Annotated in this window: 15 protein-coding genes; 12 read left to right on the top strand and 3 right to left on the bottom strand. The window is 39.7% G+C overall.

Annotation, left to right across the window (positions count from 1 at the left end; translation table 11 throughout):
• Window positions 1-138 precede the first annotated feature (138 nt).
• The 6 genes from lysS to coaA all read left to right on the top strand — a co-directional run bounded on the left by lysS (window position 139) and on the right by coaA (window position 6,338).
• Entirely contained in the window at window positions 139-1,857 is a 1,719-nt protein-coding gene (gene lysS, locus B2O97_RS18980; RefSeq protein WP_286767920.1) for a lysine--tRNA ligase, read from the top strand.
• 207 nt (window positions 1,858-2,064) lie between these two features.
• Entirely contained in the window at window positions 2,065-3,120 is a 1,056-nt protein-coding gene (locus B2O97_RS18985; RefSeq protein ID WP_286767921.1) for a patatin-like phospholipase family protein, read from the top strand.
• Window positions 3,121-3,151: 31 nt separating this feature from the next.
• Window positions 3,152-4,384, top strand: coding sequence for a nucleoside recognition domain-containing protein (locus B2O97_RS18990; RefSeq protein ID WP_112376495.1), 1,233 nt, complete (start codon window positions 3,152-3,154; stop codon window positions 4,382-4,384).
• 67 nt (window positions 4,385-4,451) lie between these two features.
• On the top strand, window positions 4,452-4,832 hold the full coding sequence (locus B2O97_RS18995) for a methylglyoxal synthase (protein ID WP_046673562.1): 381 nt from the start codon (window positions 4,452-4,454) through the stop codon (window positions 4,830-4,832).
• Between the two features lie 12 nt (window positions 4,833-4,844).
• Complete coding sequence (locus tag B2O97_RS19000) at window positions 4,845-5,246, top strand: OsmC family protein (RefSeq protein WP_070568864.1); 402 nt, start codon at window positions 4,845-4,847, stop codon at window positions 5,244-5,246.
• A gap of 132 nt (window positions 5,247-5,378) precedes the next feature.
• Entirely contained in the window at window positions 5,379-6,338 is a 960-nt protein-coding gene (gene coaA / locus B2O97_RS19005) for a type I pantothenate kinase (protein ID WP_046673564.1), read from the top strand.
• Window positions 6,339-6,340: 2 nt separating this feature from the next.
• On the opposite strand, the gene B2O97_RS19010 is transcribed toward coaA, so the two are convergent.
• The gene (locus B2O97_RS19010) at window positions 6,341-7,183 is read right to left on the bottom strand and encodes a mechanosensitive ion channel family protein (protein WP_286767922.1); all 843 of its coding nucleotides are present in this window, start codon (window positions 7,181-7,183) and stop codon (window positions 6,341-6,343) included.
• A 177-nt stretch (window positions 7,184-7,360) separates the two neighbouring features.
• Between B2O97_RS19010 and B2O97_RS19015 the strand changes: the two genes are divergently transcribed.
• The 4 genes from B2O97_RS19015 (at window position 7,361) to B2O97_RS19030 (ending at window position 14,472) form a co-directional block, all read left to right on the top strand.
• Window positions 7,361-9,460, top strand: coding sequence for a heavy metal translocating P-type ATPase (locus B2O97_RS19015; protein ID WP_112376493.1), 2,100 nt, complete (start codon window positions 7,361-7,363; stop codon window positions 9,458-9,460).
• Between the two features lie 163 nt (window positions 9,461-9,623).
• Window positions 9,624-12,188 carry a DNA gyrase subunit A gene (gyrA, locus tag B2O97_RS19020; protein ID WP_286767923.1) on the top strand — a complete coding sequence of 855 codons (2,565 nt, stop codon included), beginning with the start codon at window positions 9,624-9,626 and terminating at the stop codon, window positions 12,186-12,188.
• 8 nt (window positions 12,189-12,196) lie between these two features.
• Window positions 12,197-13,297 (top strand): tetratricopeptide repeat protein, encoded by a 1,101-nt coding sequence (locus tag B2O97_RS19025; protein WP_070568880.1) that lies wholly within the window; start codon window positions 12,197-12,199, stop codon window positions 13,295-13,297.
• Between the two features lie 2 nt (window positions 13,298-13,299).
• A complete protein-coding gene (locus B2O97_RS19030; RefSeq protein WP_112376491.1) occupies window positions 13,300-14,472 on the top strand; it encodes a tetratricopeptide repeat protein in 1,173 nt (390 codons plus the stop codon).
• 66 nt (window positions 14,473-14,538) lie between these two features.
• On the opposite strand, the gene B2O97_RS19035 is transcribed toward B2O97_RS19030, so the two are convergent.
• Window positions 14,539-14,976 carry an FKBP-type peptidyl-prolyl cis-trans isomerase gene (locus B2O97_RS19035; RefSeq protein ID WP_112376490.1) on the bottom strand — a complete coding sequence of 146 codons (438 nt, stop codon included), beginning with the start codon at window positions 14,974-14,976 and terminating at the stop codon, window positions 14,539-14,541.
• A 114-nt stretch (window positions 14,977-15,090) separates the two neighbouring features.
• Complete coding sequence (locus B2O97_RS19040) at window positions 15,091-15,501, bottom strand: OsmC family protein (protein WP_070568887.1); 411 nt, start codon at window positions 15,499-15,501, stop codon at window positions 15,091-15,093.
• A 173-nt stretch (window positions 15,502-15,674) separates the two neighbouring features.
• On the opposite strand from B2O97_RS19040, the gene B2O97_RS19045 reads away from it, so the two are divergent.
• Together B2O97_RS19045 and B2O97_RS19050 are read left to right on the top strand one after the other, a co-directional pair.
• Entirely contained in the window at window positions 15,675-15,926 is a 252-nt protein-coding gene (locus B2O97_RS19045) for a hypothetical protein (RefSeq protein WP_046673571.1), read from the top strand.
• Window positions 15,927-15,978: 52 nt separating this feature from the next.
• Entirely contained in the window at window positions 15,979-17,166 is a 1,188-nt protein-coding gene (locus tag B2O97_RS19050; RefSeq protein ID WP_112376489.1) for an MFS transporter, read from the top strand.
• The last annotated feature ends 73 nt before the right edge of the window (window positions 17,167-17,239 follow it).

Here is a 17,239-nt window from a genome sequence, read left to right on the forward strand (position 1 = left end):
ACTATTTAACTATTTTTATCCATATAACGAAATGCCATTTCCTTTCGCTACAGCGTTTTCAAAAAAAATCCATAAAAAGAATTGAAAAAAATGGCTATTTTTGCGTGATTTTCACATTTTAAATATTATTCATACCGAATGAGTACTGTATTATCCGAACAGGAACAACTTAGAAGACAAGCGATGCAATCGTTGTTGGATATGGGAATTGATCCATTTCCAGCCAACGAATTTGTCGTCAATGCACATGCTGCTGATATTTTAGAAAATTACGATAGAGATAAATTGAATTATAAGAACATCACCATTGCGGGACGTATCATGAGTCGTCGTGTGATGGGTAGTGCTTCATTTTTTGAAATTCAAGACTCCACCGGACGTATTCAAGCTTATATAAAGCGTGACGATGTCTGTCCTGATGAGAATAAAGACCTTTACAATGTAGTTTTCAAAAAGCTATTGGATATTGGCGATATCGTTGGTATCAAAGGCTATGTCTTCACGACACAAACCGAGGCCATTGCAGTACACGTAGAAGAATTTACTGTTTTATCCAAATCGCTGCGCCCCCTACCTGTTGTAAAATCGGCAGAAGGTAAAACTTTTGATGCCTTTACAGATCCAGAACAACGCTATAGAATGCGTTATGTAGATTTGATCGTAAATCCAAGTAACAAAGACATATTTATCAAACGTACGAAGCTTTTCAATGCGATGCGTCAGTTCTTTAACGATGCGGGTTATATGGAAGTAGAAACACCGGTCCTGCAATCCATCCCAGGCGGTGCCGCGGCACGTCCGTTCATCACGCATCATAATGCTTTAGATATTCCATTATATCTTCGTATCGCCAACGAGCTTTATCTAAAAAGACTAATCGTTGGTGGATTTGATGGTGTATACGAGTTTTCTAAAAACTTCCGTAATGAAGGAATGGACCGCACCCACAATCCGGAATTCACCGCAATGGAAATTTATGTAGCCTATAAAGACTACAACTGGATGATGAATTTTACAGAACGTTTGTTAGAACATTGTGCGTTGGCTGTAAATGGTACGACTGAAGCAACCTTCGGTGAACATAAAATTGACTTTAGAGCACCATATAAACGGATATCGATGACAGATTCCATTAAGGAATTCACTGGATTTGATATTACTGGAAAATCTGAAGAAGAAATCCGTATCGCTGCCAAAGGAATGGGCATCGATGTAAACGAAACCATGGGTAAAGGCAAACTGATTGATGAAATTTTCGGTGCAAAATGTGAAGGAAACTACATCCAGCCGACATTCATTACGGATTATCCAAAAGAAATGTCTCCTTTAACGAAGAAACACAGAGATAATCCTGATTTAACCGAGCGTTTTGAGCTGATGGTTTGTGGAAAAGAGATTGCCAATGCTTATTCAGAACTTAATGATCCAATTGATCAACGTGAACGATTTGAAGATCAATTACGTCTTTCTGAAAAAGGTGATGATGAAGCCATGTTTATAGATCAGGATTTCCTTCGTTCATTGGAATATGGAATGCCACCGACCTCTGGACTTGGAATCGGTATGGACCGTTTAATCATGTTCTTGACCGATAATGCGTCAATCCAAGAAGTTCTTTTCTTCCCACAAATGAGACCTGAAAAAGTCGCCAAAGTGGCAGAAGTAAAAGATTATGAAGAACAAGGTATTCCTGCAGCCTGGGTTCCCGCGTTACAAAAAATGGGCTTTACAACCATTGAAGCTTTAAAAGAAGCCAATCCGAACAAGGTTTTTAATGACCTTGGTGGTATGCGTAAAAAACTTAAACTGGATATCAATATGCCAACGAAAGACGAAGTATTTGCTTGGTTCAATTAAATCGGTATCTATGCTAGCTAAAAAAGCTGTCTCAAATTTTATTGAGGCAGCTTTTTTTGTTTAGGGCAAATTTGTAAAAGTATTTACAAATAGATTCGCTATGCATTGAAGCACAGGATCGCTGACAATTGTCACCAATATATGACTCCTGCCAATTGTAGACATTTATTATATTTACATATCGTTAACTAAATCAATTTTTAGCTTATGAAGAATATTCTCGCGCTTGACGGCGGTGGTATCCGGGGTATCATTCCTGCAATGGTTCTTGTGGCTCTCGAAGAGAAGTTGCAAAAGCAGACGATGGATCCTAATGCACGGATTGCCTCCTACTTTGACTTTATTGCAGGTACAAGCAGCGGCGGAATTCTAACGAGCATTCTCTTGTATCCAGAAGAAGGCAATCCCGCGCATCCTAAATTTTCAGCTCGAGATGCGTTAAACTTATTCGTCAACCATGGAACTGAAATTTTCACGGCCTCCAAATGGCGTCGATTTCTGAGTGGATTTGGCCTGGTCAGTGAGCTGTATTCGTCGAATCCATTATCGAATGTCCTGGATGAATATTTTCAAAATGCACAATTGAGCCATCTTATCAAACCATGTATCATCACTGCATATAACATTGAATTACGGAAAAATCATTTTTTCAGGCAGCAAAAAGCAATTACGCATGGCGAAGCACGGGATTTCTACCTCAAATACGTCTGCAAGGCGACATCCGCTGCGCCCACATTTTTTCCTGTTGCAGAGATCTATTCCCTTTCAAAAACAAGATATCCGTTGATTGATGGCGGTGTGTTTGCTCAAAACCCCTCCATATGTGGTTTACTTGAAGTTTTAAAGGCTTTTAACAGCACGCAGATAAACGACATGTTTATGGTATCCTTAGGTACGGGAATATCAAAGACAGCTTATAACTACGAACATTTTAAGAAGAAACTTGCTATACAAATCGGCCCCGCTTTAGTTGACATTATGACGAGTGCATCTTCCGAGAGTACCGAATTTTTTATTCGGCAACTATTCCAAAATAATGGCAAGCAACAAAATTATCTGCGCATAGAGCCTTCCAACTTGTCTAGTATCAATGCGTCGCTAGATGCAGCCTCGCCCAATAATATACAGAAGTTGATTTCCCTATCCGATAAAATGATCAGTGAGCACGAGGATACATTGGATTATATCGTTGCACACCTCATTAAGGAAAAGAGTCAAAATAAGAAGAAAAATCCATGGAGCCAGTTGATGGATAAGTTCTAAAAGATTACTTTTACGCATATTTTAAATCTATATGGCATTAAACTACGTTTGGGTTGCATTTTTTTTAATCACATTTGCCGTAGCCCTTGTAAAACTAATCTTTTTCGGAGATACGGAAATCTTTCAGCAAATTGTAAATTCAATCTTTGACAGTGCAAAAACGGGGGCGGAAATCTCTTTAGGGCTGATCGGCATGATGAGTTTTGCCCTTGGAATTATGAAAATTGGCGAGAAAGGCGGTATGATCAATATTTTTGCAAAAATCGTGGGCCCTTTTTTCCATAAACTATTTCCGGAAATACCCAGAAATCATCCGGCACTTGGCTCAATTCTGATGAATTTCTCGGCTAATGCGTTGGGACTAGATAATGCGGCAACGCCATTGGGCCTTAAAGCGATGAAGGAACTCCAGGAGCTCAACCCCAATAAGGAAACCGCTACCAATGCACAGATCATGTTTATTGTCCTCAATGCATCTAGCTTAACCCTATTGCCTATTTCAATTATGGCTTATCGGAAGGAAGCTGGTGCTCCAGACCCTTCAGATGTATTTCTGCCAATTTTGATCGCAACCTTCTTTTCCACATTGGTGGCTTTGATTCTCGTTTCCATCTATCAAAAAATCAATTTATTTAACCGTGTAATTCTAGGATACCTGGGTGCAATGGGATTATTTATCGGTGGACTACTTTATTACTTTTCGGGACTGCAACAAACAGAAATTGAAATATTCAGCAAAGTGTTTGGTAATGTTATTTTATTCAGCTTATTTACCTCTTTCATAGGTTTGGCTCTTTTCCGTAAAGTAAATGTGTACGATTCATTTATTGAAGGTGCCAAAGAGGGCTTCGAAGTTTCTGTAAAAATAATCCCCTATCTTGTCGCCATGCTTGTTGGTATTGCGGTATTTAGAGCATCAGGAACGATGGACTATATGGTCGCTGGAATTTCCGAAGCCATCGCATTATGTGGTCTAGACACATCCTTTGTAGACGCTTTACCAGTAGCCTTTATGAAACCGCTCAGCGGCTCCGGTGCACGTGGACTTATGGTCGATTTGATGAATGCCAAAGGTCCAATGGATTTCGCTGCCAGGGTTGCTTGTGTTATACAAGGATCGACAGAAACTACTTTTTATGTCCTCGCCGTATATTTTGGTGCAGTGGGCATAAAACGTACTAGGCATGCTTTACCATGTGCATTATTAGCGGAATTAGCCGGTGTAATCGCAGCAATAATTATCTCATACATATTTTTTAAATAACATACTTATACTACAGAAAGGTCTGCTGTTATAACAATGTCAACTATTTACAAATTATTATATTGTGATGAAAAAAACAATCGCACTAATAGCCCACGACGGCAAAAAACCTGAAATGGTCGCATTTGTCAAAGATCACCAGGAATTATTGGAGCGCGCCAATATCATTGCCACAGGTACTACGGGCTCTTATGTCAGGCAGACAGGACTGCCTGTAGAATTGAAATTGAGTGGCCCCATGGGTGGTGATGCACAGATCGCAGCTTTAGCCGCCGAAAGAAAAGTGGACGGCATTATTTTCTTTCGCGATCCACTAGGAAAACATGCCCATGAACCAGATATTCAAATGCTTATGCGTGTATGTGATCTTTACAATGTCCCTTTGGCAACAAACCCCGCAACTGGAAGCCTTATCATTGAAGGTCTATTAGAAGACGTTGAATCCTAATTTCTATCGCTTATGGACAATGAAGTAATCGTTTCAATAGGGAAAATCCCCTATACAACGACAGTACAATACGGAAAGCATCAAATAACGGTCGATGAACCTGAAGATATAGGCGGTGAAGATCAGGGCATAAACCCTACTCCATTACTGTTATCATCCTTAGGGAGTTGCAAAGCCATTACCGTCAAAATGTATGCGGACCGCAAAAATTGGCTCCTGGAAGAAGTACAGGTGCGTTTATCTTATGAGGTGCAAACAAGTGAGCAGCAGCAAACGACCTATATACAATGCTTTATCAGCTTTAAAGGAGATCTAGATGAGGTGCAAAAGCAGCGGTTGTTCAAAATTGCTGAAAAGTGCCCCGTTCATAAGATATTATCAAATCCTATTGTAATAACTTCAAATCATTTATAATGTTTCTTGGGATAACGGATAACACTAATTATATTTGTCCGCGCAAAAAAGACCTTTAATAGCTCCTAGAATCGAATAGAAAAGGTTACTTGTCCTGCATTATAGATAATTGGAATAAAAATAAAGCAAACAATGCAATTGGATCCACAAATAGCAATAGACTCGCCTTTTAGATCGATCAAACGTGAAGACTGGAAAAATTTAAACGGAAAAGTATTGCACAATTTCAGTGTCGAAGATCTGGAAAATCTCCATGCACTGAATGAACCCTTGACAAATCAGGAAATAGAAGAAGTCTACTTTCCCTTGAGTCATCTACTTGAGATTCATATTGATCGTTTCCAAAGTCTTCACCAGCGAACAAACCGCTTCTTTGGCAAGGAAGTGAGCAAACTGCCTTATATCATCGGTATAGCTGGGTCGGTTGCTGTGGGAAAAAGTACGACAGCCCGTGTGCTACAACGTGTGCTTAGTTTACTCCCGTCCAAACCGAAGGTCGATTTGGTGACCACAGACGGTTTTCTTTACCCGAATCAATATCTTATCGAACGCGGTATTCTAAACCGAAAAGGCTTTCCTGAAAGCTATGATGCTAAAAGATTGATTCATTTCCTTTCAGCAGTGAAATCAGGAGCTCCAAAAATTACGGTTCCAGTATACAGCCACCTGGTCTATGACGTGTTGCCAGACGAACAGCAACAAGTGATTGAACAACCCGACATCCTTATTGTAGAAGGGATAAATGTATTACAAGTCAATTCCCAGCGACCACGAAAGGGACATAGCGTATTCGTTTCCGACTTTTTTGATTATTCAATCTATGTACATGCCAGCGAGAAAAATCTTATTGAATGGTATACCAATCGATTTGAGTCACTGCGTGCCACTGCATTTCAAAATCCGGCTTCATTTTTCCATAAATATGCTAATATGACAGCTGATGAAAGCCACACCATGGCTGTAAATATCTGGAACGAAATTAATAAGCCCAATCTAATTAAAAACATTTTGCCAACGAGATATCGCGCCGATCTTATTTTGGAAAAAGGAAGCCACCACTTTGTTAAAAATGTCAAAGTAAGAAAGATTTGACCCTACAGTCTCGTAAACTGCAGGATTTCATTTAATATGCTGCTTTGTACCTGTTGATGTACTTTATTGCTGGACGAGATTGCACTAACCTCAACTTTATACTTGATATAATCTTTAGTCATATCGGCGACCTTAATTGTAAAACCTTGGGAATGATCTAAATTTGGATTTTTTTGAAATAGTGGACTTAAATACTGTTCCAATTCCGCCACTGCAAACGAGCGATCAATCGGCAATTCGAATTTTACAACAATTTTATTTGACTTTTGGGAGGTCTTATTGACCAACGTTGCAGTAAACACCAAATTATTGGGAATCATCACAGCGTCGTCATCTTCATCGCGCACAACCAGATTAGCCAACGTGATATCCACGATTTTCCCCTGATATTCGCCGATTTTTATGCGATCGCCTACAGAAAACTGATCCGAAAACATAATAATCAAACCAGATATCATATTCGTGATGTATTCTCTAAAAATCACAGCAATAGCCATTGCGACAATTGTCATGCTGGTGATAAAATCTTTTGGGTTAATCCCAACCGCTATCATTAGGCTGACAATAATGAAAAAGACATCGCCTACCGTGGCGACACGCGTAATTCCAAGCACAAAATTACCCCGTACAACCTGCTGCTCATTTCGGCTATTGTATAGTTTTACAAGGATAAAATGACCAATGGAGATCAGGACACTAGCTGTTAGAAAAGTATTTAAGCCGTATGCCATATTCCGGATGATCTCCCGCTGCTTATAAAAGGTTTCAAATTGAACAAAGGATGCCGTTAGCGCAATCAACAATATAATTCGGACGATAAAAGAAATTGAAATCGGTTTTGTCATTTTTTACACAAGCTTAAGTTGTCTATCTAGTCAAATTTAATGTTCTCCCATTCACTATTCAAGATATTTCATGTAAAATGGCTTCAAACGGGCTTGCTAAACTAAACAATTTTACTTTACGTAAAAAGCATTATCAGGAAATAGCTATCTTTGGCTAAAGACATTACATGCTATTAAATGAAGGAATCGAACGTGCAAACTGAACTTAACGTAAGCGGAATGCACTGTGCAAATTGTGCTATTTCAATTCACAAATACCTAGAAAACAACGGTGCTAAGGATATCTATGTCGATTTTGCATCAGATGAAGTGAAATTTTCGGAGATACCGCTGGAACAAATACCTGTGCTGGTCAAAGGCATTGAGTCTTTGGGTTACAAAGTTATGGAGGGTAAGGATAAGAAACCTAGCTTTTGGAAATCTATCGAGCTTAAGTTCCTCTGCTGCCTCATCTTTACGATACCCTTGTGGAGTCACATGTTTACGAATTTACCTATTCTACATGATCCCTTTATCCAACTCGCGCTTTGTGCGCCAGTTTACATCATTGGTTTTTCCTATTTTGGCATCAGTGCATTTCGTTCCATCTGGAACAAAATGCCCAATATGGATGTACTCATCTTTATTGGATCTACAGCTGCTTTTGCCTATAGTCTCATTGGAACATATTATAATCTAGGACATGATTACCAGTTCTACGAAACATGTGCAACAATCATAACACTGGTATTTTTGGGAAATGTCCTCGAAAAAAGAGCCGTTACCAAAACCACATCAGCCATCAAAGAGCTGGTTAAATATCAAGATATACCCGCTATCAAAATTGAAAATGACCAAGAAGTCGAGCTATTAGCCCGAGAAATTAAATCCGGTGATATTTTAAAAGTAAATTCTGGAAATCTCATCCCCGTTGATGGCGATATTTTGGAAGGACAGGCTTGGGTGGACGAATCTATGCTAACCGGAGAAAGTCTACCTATCGAAAAACTTAAATATGATGCCGTCATCGGCGGTACCTTACTAACCGAAGGAAATATCAGAATCGTGGCGACCAAAGTTGGGTCTAAAAGTGTACTGTATCAGATTATCCAATTAATTAAAGATGCGCAGAGTAAAAAGCCACCTATTCAAAAATTTGGTGATAAAGTAGCCGCTTATTTCGTTCCAATCGTTGTGACGATATCATTTTTCACTTTTTTTGTTACTTATTTTATCGCACAATTTCCGCTGCAGCAATCCCTCATGAATGCCATAGCTACCCTTGTTGTATCCTGTCCATGCGCCATGGGGCTAGCCACACCTACTGCTGTCATGGTTGGCCTGGGAAGAGCTGCAAAAAGTGGAATACTGATCAAAGGCGGAAGCACCATCGAGGAGATGTCCGATCTCAAACAGATGGTATTTGACAAAACGGGGACCCTAACGACAGGCGATTTTAATATCAAAGCGATTCAGACCTTTGGTATCGAACAATCGCAAGTCGAATCGATCATCGCACAATTGGAGAGTTATTCGAGCCATCCGATCGCCAAGTCGATCCGAAAACAACTCCAGGAGATAAAATCTTACCGCATTATCTTCAAGGAAGTCAATGAAATAAAAGGGAAAGGAATCTTTGCGACCGACACAAATGGAAATAACTACTCCATTTGCAATGCAAAACTTGGCGAAAAAGATTACTCTAATCGTTATGACCTTACCTTAACCATCAATGCCGTTGTAATTGCAGGCATTGTCCTCGAAGATCAAATTAAGCCGTATGCAAAGGAACTCATCCAATACCTCAAAGATAAAGGCATACGGCCTATTCTTTTGAGTGGAGATCGACAAAGCAAATGTGAACGCACAGCACAGAAACTTGGTATTGCGGATGTGTATTGGGATAAATCGCCAGAAGAAAAATTAGCAATCTTGTTCAAACTCAAAAAGAATGGCCCTACCGCAATGGTTGGTGACGGTATCAATGACGCTCCCGCATTAGCTGCTGCCGATGTTGGCATCTCGCTTGGCGATTCGACACATATTGCCATCCAATCGGCAAAGGTAGTTTTATTAAACAATGAGCTCAAATCTATTGAAAAGCTGCTGGAAATTGGTCACCATACCCTATTGACGATAAAGCAAAATCTCTTTTGGGCGTTCGCGTACAATATTGTGGCCATACCGCTTGCCGCGGTTGGCTTTTTCGGACCTATGCTTGCCGCCCTTAGCATGGCCTTTTCAGACTTAATTGTCATCGGCAATTCAATTCGGCTCCGCTTTAAAAAAATCAAATAAAAAGGATACCCCATAAGTACCAAGACAATCCATAAAAGATTGTCTTTTTTGTGTATATTAGGGCTTAAATCATTCGCTTTTGAGGTTAAATTTTTGTAACTTCGCATGCGTGGCAAGCCAGTTTAGAGGGCTTGCATACTAGTTTTATTGAAACCAAATTCATATGGCTGAAGAAACAGAAAACGACAACAATCTTGTTCCGGCAAACGACCGGATTATCCCAATTAACATCGAGGATCAGATGAAGTCTGCCTACATTGACTACTCCATGTCTGTCATTGTATCAAGAGCACTTCCTGATGCGCGTGATGGCATGAAGCCAGTACACAGACGTGTTCTTTATGGCATGCTGGACTTAGGGGTTACCAGTGGCAAGCCTTACAAAAAGTCTGCCCGTATCGTTGGTGACGTATTAGGTAAATATCACCCACATGGTGATTCATCCGTTTATGACACCATGGTTCGTATGGCTCAAGATTGGAGTTTACGTTATCCTTTGGTAGATGGTCAAGGTAACTACGGTTCCATCGATGGCGATCCACCTGCGGCGATGCGTTATACGGAGGCAAGATTAAAGAAAATTGCCGAGGAAATGCTATCTGATATCAACAAAGATACGGTTGATTTCCAAAATAACTTTGACGATTCCCTACAAGAACCAACAGTCCTTCCCACCCGTATTCCAAATCTCCTGGTCAACGGAGCTTCGGGGATTGCAGTGGGTATGGCTACAAATATGGCCCCACATAACCTATCCGAGGTTATCGATGGTACAATCGCTTTTATTGATAATCGTGATATCGAGGTTTCGGAATTGATGCAGCACATCAAAGGTCCAGACTTCCCTACAGGTGCATTAATCTACGGCTATGCTGGGGTTCAAGATGCTTGTAATACAGGTCGTGGCCGTATTGTTATGCGTGCAAAAGCTGAAATAGAAGCAACCAAATCGGGTAGAGAGCAGATTATCGTCACCGAAATTCCTTATCAAGTGAACAAGGCGAATATGATCGAGCGTACAGCCGAATTAGTTAACGAAAAGAAATTAGAAGGAATTTCTGCTATTCGTGATGAATCTGACCGTACCGGGATGCGTATTGTGTACGACATCAAGCGCGATGCAAATGCAAATGTTGTTTTAAACAATTTGTTTAAATACACAGCGCTACAAACTTCATTTTCAGTAAACAACATTGCTTTAGTTAAAGGAAGGCCAATGCTATTGAATCTGAAAGACATGATTCATGAGTTTGTAGAGCATAGACATGAGGTAATCGTTAGACGTACACGCTATGAGCTGGCGGAAGCTGAAAAACGTGCTCATATTCTAGAGGGGTATTTAATTGCCTTGGATCATTTGGATGAAGTCATCAAATTGATCCGTAATTCGGATACTCCGGAAGATGCACGCCTTGGATTAATGGAGAAATTTGGCCTATCCGATCTTCAGGCTCGCGCGATCCTTGATATGACCTTACGTCGTCTAACAGGACTGGAACGTGATAAGATTAAAGAGGAATATGCTGAATTGATGAAAACAATTGACTATTTAAAATCGATATTGGAAGACGAGGGACTTCGTATGAAAATTATCAAAGATGAGTTAATTGAGATCAAAGAAAAATATGGTGACGAACGTAGATCCCAGATTGTACACTCTGCTGAAGATATGCGTATGGAAGATTTTATTGATGATGAAGAAATCGTTATCACAATCTCCCACAACAGTTACGTAAAACGCACACCATTATCCGAATACAAACGTCAGGGTCGCGGTGGCCGCGGATCAATTGGCACAAATACACGCGAAGAAGATTTTACCGAACATATCATTACAGCGTCGGCACATAATTATATGCTGCTATTTACAGAGGCAGGTCGCTGTTTCTGGTTGCGTGCATTTGAGATTCCTGAAGGAAGCCGTACTTCTAGAGGTCGAGCACTTCAAAATATCATCAACGTTCCAAAAGAAGAGAAAATAAAGGCCTTCATCCTGGTGAAGAACCTGAAAGACCAAGATTATTTGGAAAACAATTTCATTATTATGTGTACCAAAAAAGGTACGATTAAGAAGACGTCGTTGGAAGCCTATTCTCGTCCAAGAGCAAACGGTATCAATGCCATCAATATCAATGAAGGCGATCAATTAATTGAGGCTTGTTTGACTACTGGAAGCAGCGAAATTGTCATGGCACTGCGTTCTGGTCGTGCAATTCGTTTCAATGAATCTACGGTTCGTCCAATGGGCAGAACGGCAACAGGTGTACGTGGTATCACCTTGGCAGCGGAAAGCGATGAGGTGATTGGCATGATTAGTGTGAATGATTCGGAAACTACCGTGTTGGTCGTTTCTGAAAAAGGATATGGAAAACGTACAGATATCGAGGATTATCGCGTAACGAATCGTGGTGGTAAAGGTGTGAAAACAATCAACGTCACCGATAAGACAGGTGAACTCGTTGCAATTAAAGGCGTTACGGACAACGAGGACTTAATGATCATCAACAAATCTGGTATTGTTATCCGCATTGCTGTAGAAGAATTAAGAGTAATGGGACGTGCAACACAAGGTGTAAGGCTCATTAATTTGAAAGATAACGACGAGATCGCGTCTATTACGAAAGTCGATCGTGAAGAAGAATCTGAAGAAGAGACTGAACTGACCGAAGAGTCAACGGAAAATGGTGATTCGACTTCTGAAGAAAACACGGACTCAAACGAAGAATAAATAGTCTAATGAAAAACTTACTGATATCATTGTTAATATCTGCAAGTAGTTTAACTGTTGTTGCCCAATCCAATTTAAAGGAGGGCAGCAACAGTTTTGCTTTATATACCAAAACTGGCGAATTTAAAAATCTTGAAAATGCGCGAAAGTTTGCAGACGCCGCCTTCCAATCAAAGAAAGATTCGGCTTCTGTCAATAATAACCTTTTAAGGGCATTGGTATATAGCTCCTTGGCAGTTGCAGATTCAACAAGGAAGCAGCCCTATAAAATGGATCCTATCGACGTATCCATCAAATCACTTAAGCTTCTGGATCAAAAAAAAGCACGTCGAAACTTTCCTGCGGAAATGGACTACATTCGTCAAAATCTTGCTGGAGCCATATCCTATCAGGGAGCGTTGGCTTTAAAAGATGGCAAATTTGACAAAGCTTATAAAGCTTACCTTCGGATAGATTCACTTGGTTTCAAAAATAATGATCTCAAATATAATCTGGCGGTACTCTCCGGCAAGAATAAAGATTATATGAATTCAATCAAATATTATGATGAACTCATTAAAAGTGAACATCCAAAGCCTAATTACTTTCTTGAATTAGCGCAGATTTATTCGCTCGGAGGTACTAAACAGGATGTCTTGAACGTTCTTGAAAAAGGACATGCTATATTTCCTGAAAATAAACAGATACTTTTTAGATTAATTGATGTGTATTCGGCCAATAATTCTTATGACGCTATCTTAAATGTCATTGCTGATGCTATCCGTCTAGAACCTGAAAATGTCGAACTGAACTATATTGCAGGCTATTCTTACGAAAATGCCAATGATATAAAACGGGCGAAAGAATATTATAATAATGTATTGCGATTGGATCCGAATAATTATGAATCTAATCTTGCATTAGGGTTAATCAATCTGGAGACTTTATTAAAGGAACCTTCCAACCAGGATATACAAGAGTTGACCATCGAGTATCTGTTGAAGGCAAATGAGATTAAGCCTTATGATGTCAATGCGCTTAAAGCTTTGGCTAAATATTATAAGCTTATTGATGACGCATCTCAATTAGACAGAGTGAATTTATTATTGAATCAATTAACAGTTAAATAGATATGAATTTAAAATCTCTATTATTATTAGCAGCAATAGGTACTGTATCTACCTCAGTTTCTTTTGCGCAGACGGGCAATGTTAAAAAGGCAAAATCTGCCCTAGCGAAATTCCAAGAATTGAAAGACGCTGGTACGGTTCAATTGGGTATTCCTAATTTGAAATCGGCGAAAGAAGCTATTGACGCAGCTGTTGTCAATGACAAAACAAAAGATAATGCGGAAGCGTGGACGGTATATGCATTGGTAAATGCAAACCTATCAACAATAGATAAGTCATCTGAATTAGCGAAATTGGCTGAGGACGGAATTGCGAAAGCAAAACAGCTGGATACAGACGGTGCGAATAAAGCGAATATTACTGTTGCAGAACAAATTCTGGGACAATATAATTTCAATTTGGGAGCAGAAGCATATCAAGCACAAAAATATGCTGAATCGTACAGCTCTTTTACAAAAGCGTTGACCTATCTTCCTGGAGATACATTAGTTACTTATTACAGCGGTGTTGCAGCGCTATCAAATAAGGATTATAAGAATGCTGTGGAACGTTATAAAGAACTAATTCCAAGAAAAGATTTCTCTTCGCATAAAACGATTATGGTCGATCTGCCGAAATTGTACCTCTCTATGCAAGATACAACTTCAGCACTTGAATATGCAAAAAAAGCGGCTGAAGCTTATCCAGATGACAATGCGGCGATGACTCAAAACATCGAATTGAATCTGATTACAGGCCACGAAAAAGAAACAATTGATGCTATCACTGCACAATTAGCAAAAGATCCAAACAATAAAAGCTTAAATTATTACCTAGGCATAGCCCAATCTTCAGCGAAAAACGAAGACGCAGCAGTTGCAGCATACAAAAAAGCATTGGAGATTGATCCTAACTTTTTTGAGGCAAATACAAATTTAGCAATCACGTTAATGAACAAAACACGTGAAAAATTAAATGTTGTTAATAATAACAGAAAATTGACGCAAGCGCAATATGATGCAGAATTAAATAAGATTAAAGCAGAATTAAAGCCAGTGCTTCCTTACTTAGAGAAAGCAGTTTCTTTGCAACCAAAAAATGTAGATGCTTTAACGAATTTAAAGAACTATTATATTTTTATGCAAGACGAAGCTAAAACGGCCGAAATCAATGCTAAGATCAAAGAAGTAGAGTAAAAAATAAACTTCCATAAAAAAGCCCGCATCTGATGACGCGGGCTTTTTTATGGAAGTTTTTTAGGGTTAAGCTAAAATCGCAATTAACTCAATCTGAAATATCAACGTACATTCTCCTCCTTTTCGAGGTAACAACTCTTCCTTTCCATAAGCCAGTTTTGGTGGAAGGCACACCTCCCAGATTGATCCAACCGGCATCATTGAAATCGCTTCTTGCCATCCCACGATGAGTTCATTAATATAAAACGTTTCGGGGCGCTTCCGCCTATACGAACTATCGAATACAGTTCCGTCTAGAAGCTCGCCTTTATAATGGCAGATAACTTTAGCCGACTTCTTGGGGATTTGCCCCGCCCCCTTTGTTAATACCTTATAATGCAAACCCGATGCGCATACGATTACTCCTTCTTGCTGGGCATACTTTTCCAAAAATGCCTTTCCAGCTTCCAGATTCTTTTCCGCAAGCGCTGCTGAACTTAACTTATTTTTCTTTCTCTGAACCAAAACTCAATGGATTAAAATTCAATATTGCTAATTATTTATGTTAGCCTCAAAAATAACAGCTTTTTCTCCTTTTAACGAAAAAAGACCAAGTTTTTGTTCGATAGAACGCCTTTATCAAAGTAACTTTGCATCTAAGGTTTTCTCGAAACTGAATGCTTTACTCACCGGACAGTTTTCCTTCGCTTTATGCGCTATTGTTTGAAACTCAGTTTCGCTTATCGTTGGCACCTTTCCTTGCAGTTCAAGTTCAGATCGCACAATTGAACCATTCTCGAACACGATTGTCGACACGGTGATTAATTCTTCCGGGACAAAACCGGCTTCAGAAAGAAAAGCGCTCAATTGCATGGTGAAGCATCCTGCATGTGCTGCTGCCAATAATTCTTCGGGGTTTGTCCCCACACCATTTTCAAACCGTGTCGAAAATGAGTATTGCGTATGATCCAACGCTGTACTGTCTGTGGTCAGGCTACCTTTTCCTTCTTTCAGATTGCCATTCCATTGGGCTGTTGCTTTTCTTCTCATGTTTTCTATGCTTATTATTTAATTTTTCTAACGTTAATTTCTCCTGTCGCGATTCTAGCCTTTCAGGTATCTTTTATAGAACAAACAGTCGATCAAAAAGTTGTACACTATTGAATAATTGATGTCGCATTTTGAACAGCGCTTACGTTAACAATTGTATTAAAACTAAACTCATGAATAAATTATTGTACCTTTTCATCCTTGTTATCGCCTTCAATTCATGTAAAACTCGTCAGGTCAAAGAACAGGCTTTGATACAGGACTGTCCTGAAGAGAAGATTGTCAATAAAATACCTGGTCCCCCAGTAAAGGGTGAATCTGAAAAAGTTTACTATATCTATCAAGGCAAAAGAATTTCACCAAAACAATTTGACCAAGAATGGCTCGAGAAAAATTGTGATATTAAAGAGACAGTTGTTTATTGATTTTATTTCTTAAAACAAGCATAAAGACGTAATTTCGCCTAAAATTTTTATAATGACAGTTTCTCCTCGGGAGGTCAATCAAAAGATTTTAGGCTACGTCTCTTTAACTTTCCTTGGTTACCTCACAATCGGCCTATCGCTTGCTACCCTCCCCATCTTTATTCATCAAACTTTAGGATTTAATACAATTATTGCGGGACTGGTTATTAGCGTTCAATATATCGCTACTTTCCTACTACGCGGTTATGCAGGAAAAATTGTGGACACCAAGGGCCCTAAGATTTCCGTTCTGCGCAGCATGTTATTTTTTGCATTATCGGGACTCCTTTTACTGCTTGTTTTTTTATTCCGGTCTCAGCCTCTGCTCAGTTTGGGTCTCCTACTTATTACCCGCTTGTTTACTGGAATTGGAGAGGGTCTAGTGGGTGCGAGCCCTATAAATTGGGCATTAATGGAGCTCGGCGACGAACATGCCGCAAAAGCGATCTCTTTCAACGGAATAGCCAGCTATGGTGCATTGGCTATTGGTGCGCCCTTGGGTGTGTTGCTGGTGGATCATATCAATTATGAAGCTTTGGCTCTATTGACCAGTGCTATTGGTCTGCTCGGCTATTTTTATTGCCGCGCAAAAACACCCTATCAAGTGGCAGGTAAAAAGGCTGAAAAAGTGAGTTTTAGACGCGTATTGCTTTTAGTAGCTCCCTTTGGAATTTGTCTTGCCTTAGGTGGTCTGGGGTTTGGCAGTATCTCCACTTTTATGACGCTTTACTATGAACATTTCAATTGGGAAAATGGGGCAGCATGCTTAACTTTATTTGGCGTATTTTTCATTTTAACACGACTAATTTTCAATAAGGTCATTGACCAATATGGTGGGCTCAAGGTTGCCTTAGTTAGTCTTTTCGTCGAAACAGTAGGCCTCACGGTTATCGCCGTGGCAATTGATCCCTTATGGACCCTATTGGGCGCTGCGTTAACGGGTTTTGGCTTCTCACTGGTATTTCCTGCGCTTGGTGTCGAAGCCATTAAACGGGTAGACCAAAGTCAACAAGGCTCTGCTCTGGCTGCTTATGGGCTATTTATTGATATTTCACTTGGCATCACAGGTCCATTAATTGGCTTTGTGGCCAATAATAGGGGGATGACAGCGATATACCCATTTAGTACCATGATGGTCTGCATTGGTTTTGCCGTTGTTGGAAACCTACTCTATCAAAAAAAGCGGGAGCTGACACCATAGTCTCCACTAAACATCCATACATCGTATCAAAGATATACCTACAAAAAGAGCGGTGAATGTTTAAACATTCACC

This window comes from Sphingobacterium sp. UBA865 (genome assembly GCF_002295765.1).
GTDB classification, from domain to species: Bacteria; Bacteroidota; Bacteroidia; order Sphingobacteriales; family Sphingobacteriaceae; genus Sphingobacterium; species Sphingobacterium multivorum.

What these genes read in the sequence shown, in the direction of transcription:
- lysS (WP_286767920.1), top strand. Translation starts at nt 139, where the DNA reads ATGAGTACTGTATTATCCGAACAGGAACAACTTAGAAGACAAGCGATG.
- B2O97_RS18985 (WP_286767921.1), top strand. Translation starts at nt 2,065, where the DNA reads ATGAAGAATATTCTCGCGCTTGACGGCGGTGGTATCCGGGGTATCATT.
- B2O97_RS18990 (WP_112376495.1), top strand. Translation starts at nt 3,152, where the DNA reads ATGGCATTAAACTACGTTTGGGTTGCATTTTTTTTAATCACATTTGCC.
- B2O97_RS18995 (WP_046673562.1), top strand. Translation starts at nt 4,452, where the DNA reads ATGAAAAAAACAATCGCACTAATAGCCCACGACGGCAAAAAACCTGAA.
- B2O97_RS19000 (WP_070568864.1), top strand. Translation starts at nt 4,845, where the DNA reads ATGGACAATGAAGTAATCGTTTCAATAGGGAAAATCCCCTATACAACG.
- coaA (WP_046673564.1), top strand. Translation starts at nt 5,379, where the DNA reads ATGCAATTGGATCCACAAATAGCAATAGACTCGCCTTTTAGATCGATC.
- B2O97_RS19010 (WP_286767922.1), bottom strand. Translation starts at nt 7,183, where the DNA reads ATGACAAAACCGATTTCAATTTCTTTTATCGTCCGAATTATATTGTTG.
- B2O97_RS19015 (WP_112376493.1), top strand. Translation starts at nt 7,361, where the DNA reads ATGAAGGAATCGAACGTGCAAACTGAACTTAACGTAAGCGGAATGCAC.
- gyrA (WP_286767923.1), top strand. Translation starts at nt 9,624, where the DNA reads ATGGCTGAAGAAACAGAAAACGACAACAATCTTGTTCCGGCAAACGAC.
- B2O97_RS19025 (WP_070568880.1), top strand. Translation starts at nt 12,197, where the DNA reads ATGAAAAACTTACTGATATCATTGTTAATATCTGCAAGTAGTTTAACT.
- B2O97_RS19030 (WP_112376491.1), top strand. Translation starts at nt 13,300, where the DNA reads ATGAATTTAAAATCTCTATTATTATTAGCAGCAATAGGTACTGTATCT.
- B2O97_RS19040 (WP_070568887.1), bottom strand. Translation starts at nt 15,501, where the DNA reads ATGAGAAGAAAAGCAACAGCCCAATGGAATGGCAATCTGAAAGAAGGA.
- B2O97_RS19045 (WP_046673571.1), top strand. Translation starts at nt 15,675, where the DNA reads ATGAATAAATTATTGTACCTTTTCATCCTTGTTATCGCCTTCAATTCA.
- B2O97_RS19050 (WP_112376489.1), top strand. Translation starts at nt 15,979, where the DNA reads ATGACAGTTTCTCCTCGGGAGGTCAATCAAAAGATTTTAGGCTACGTC.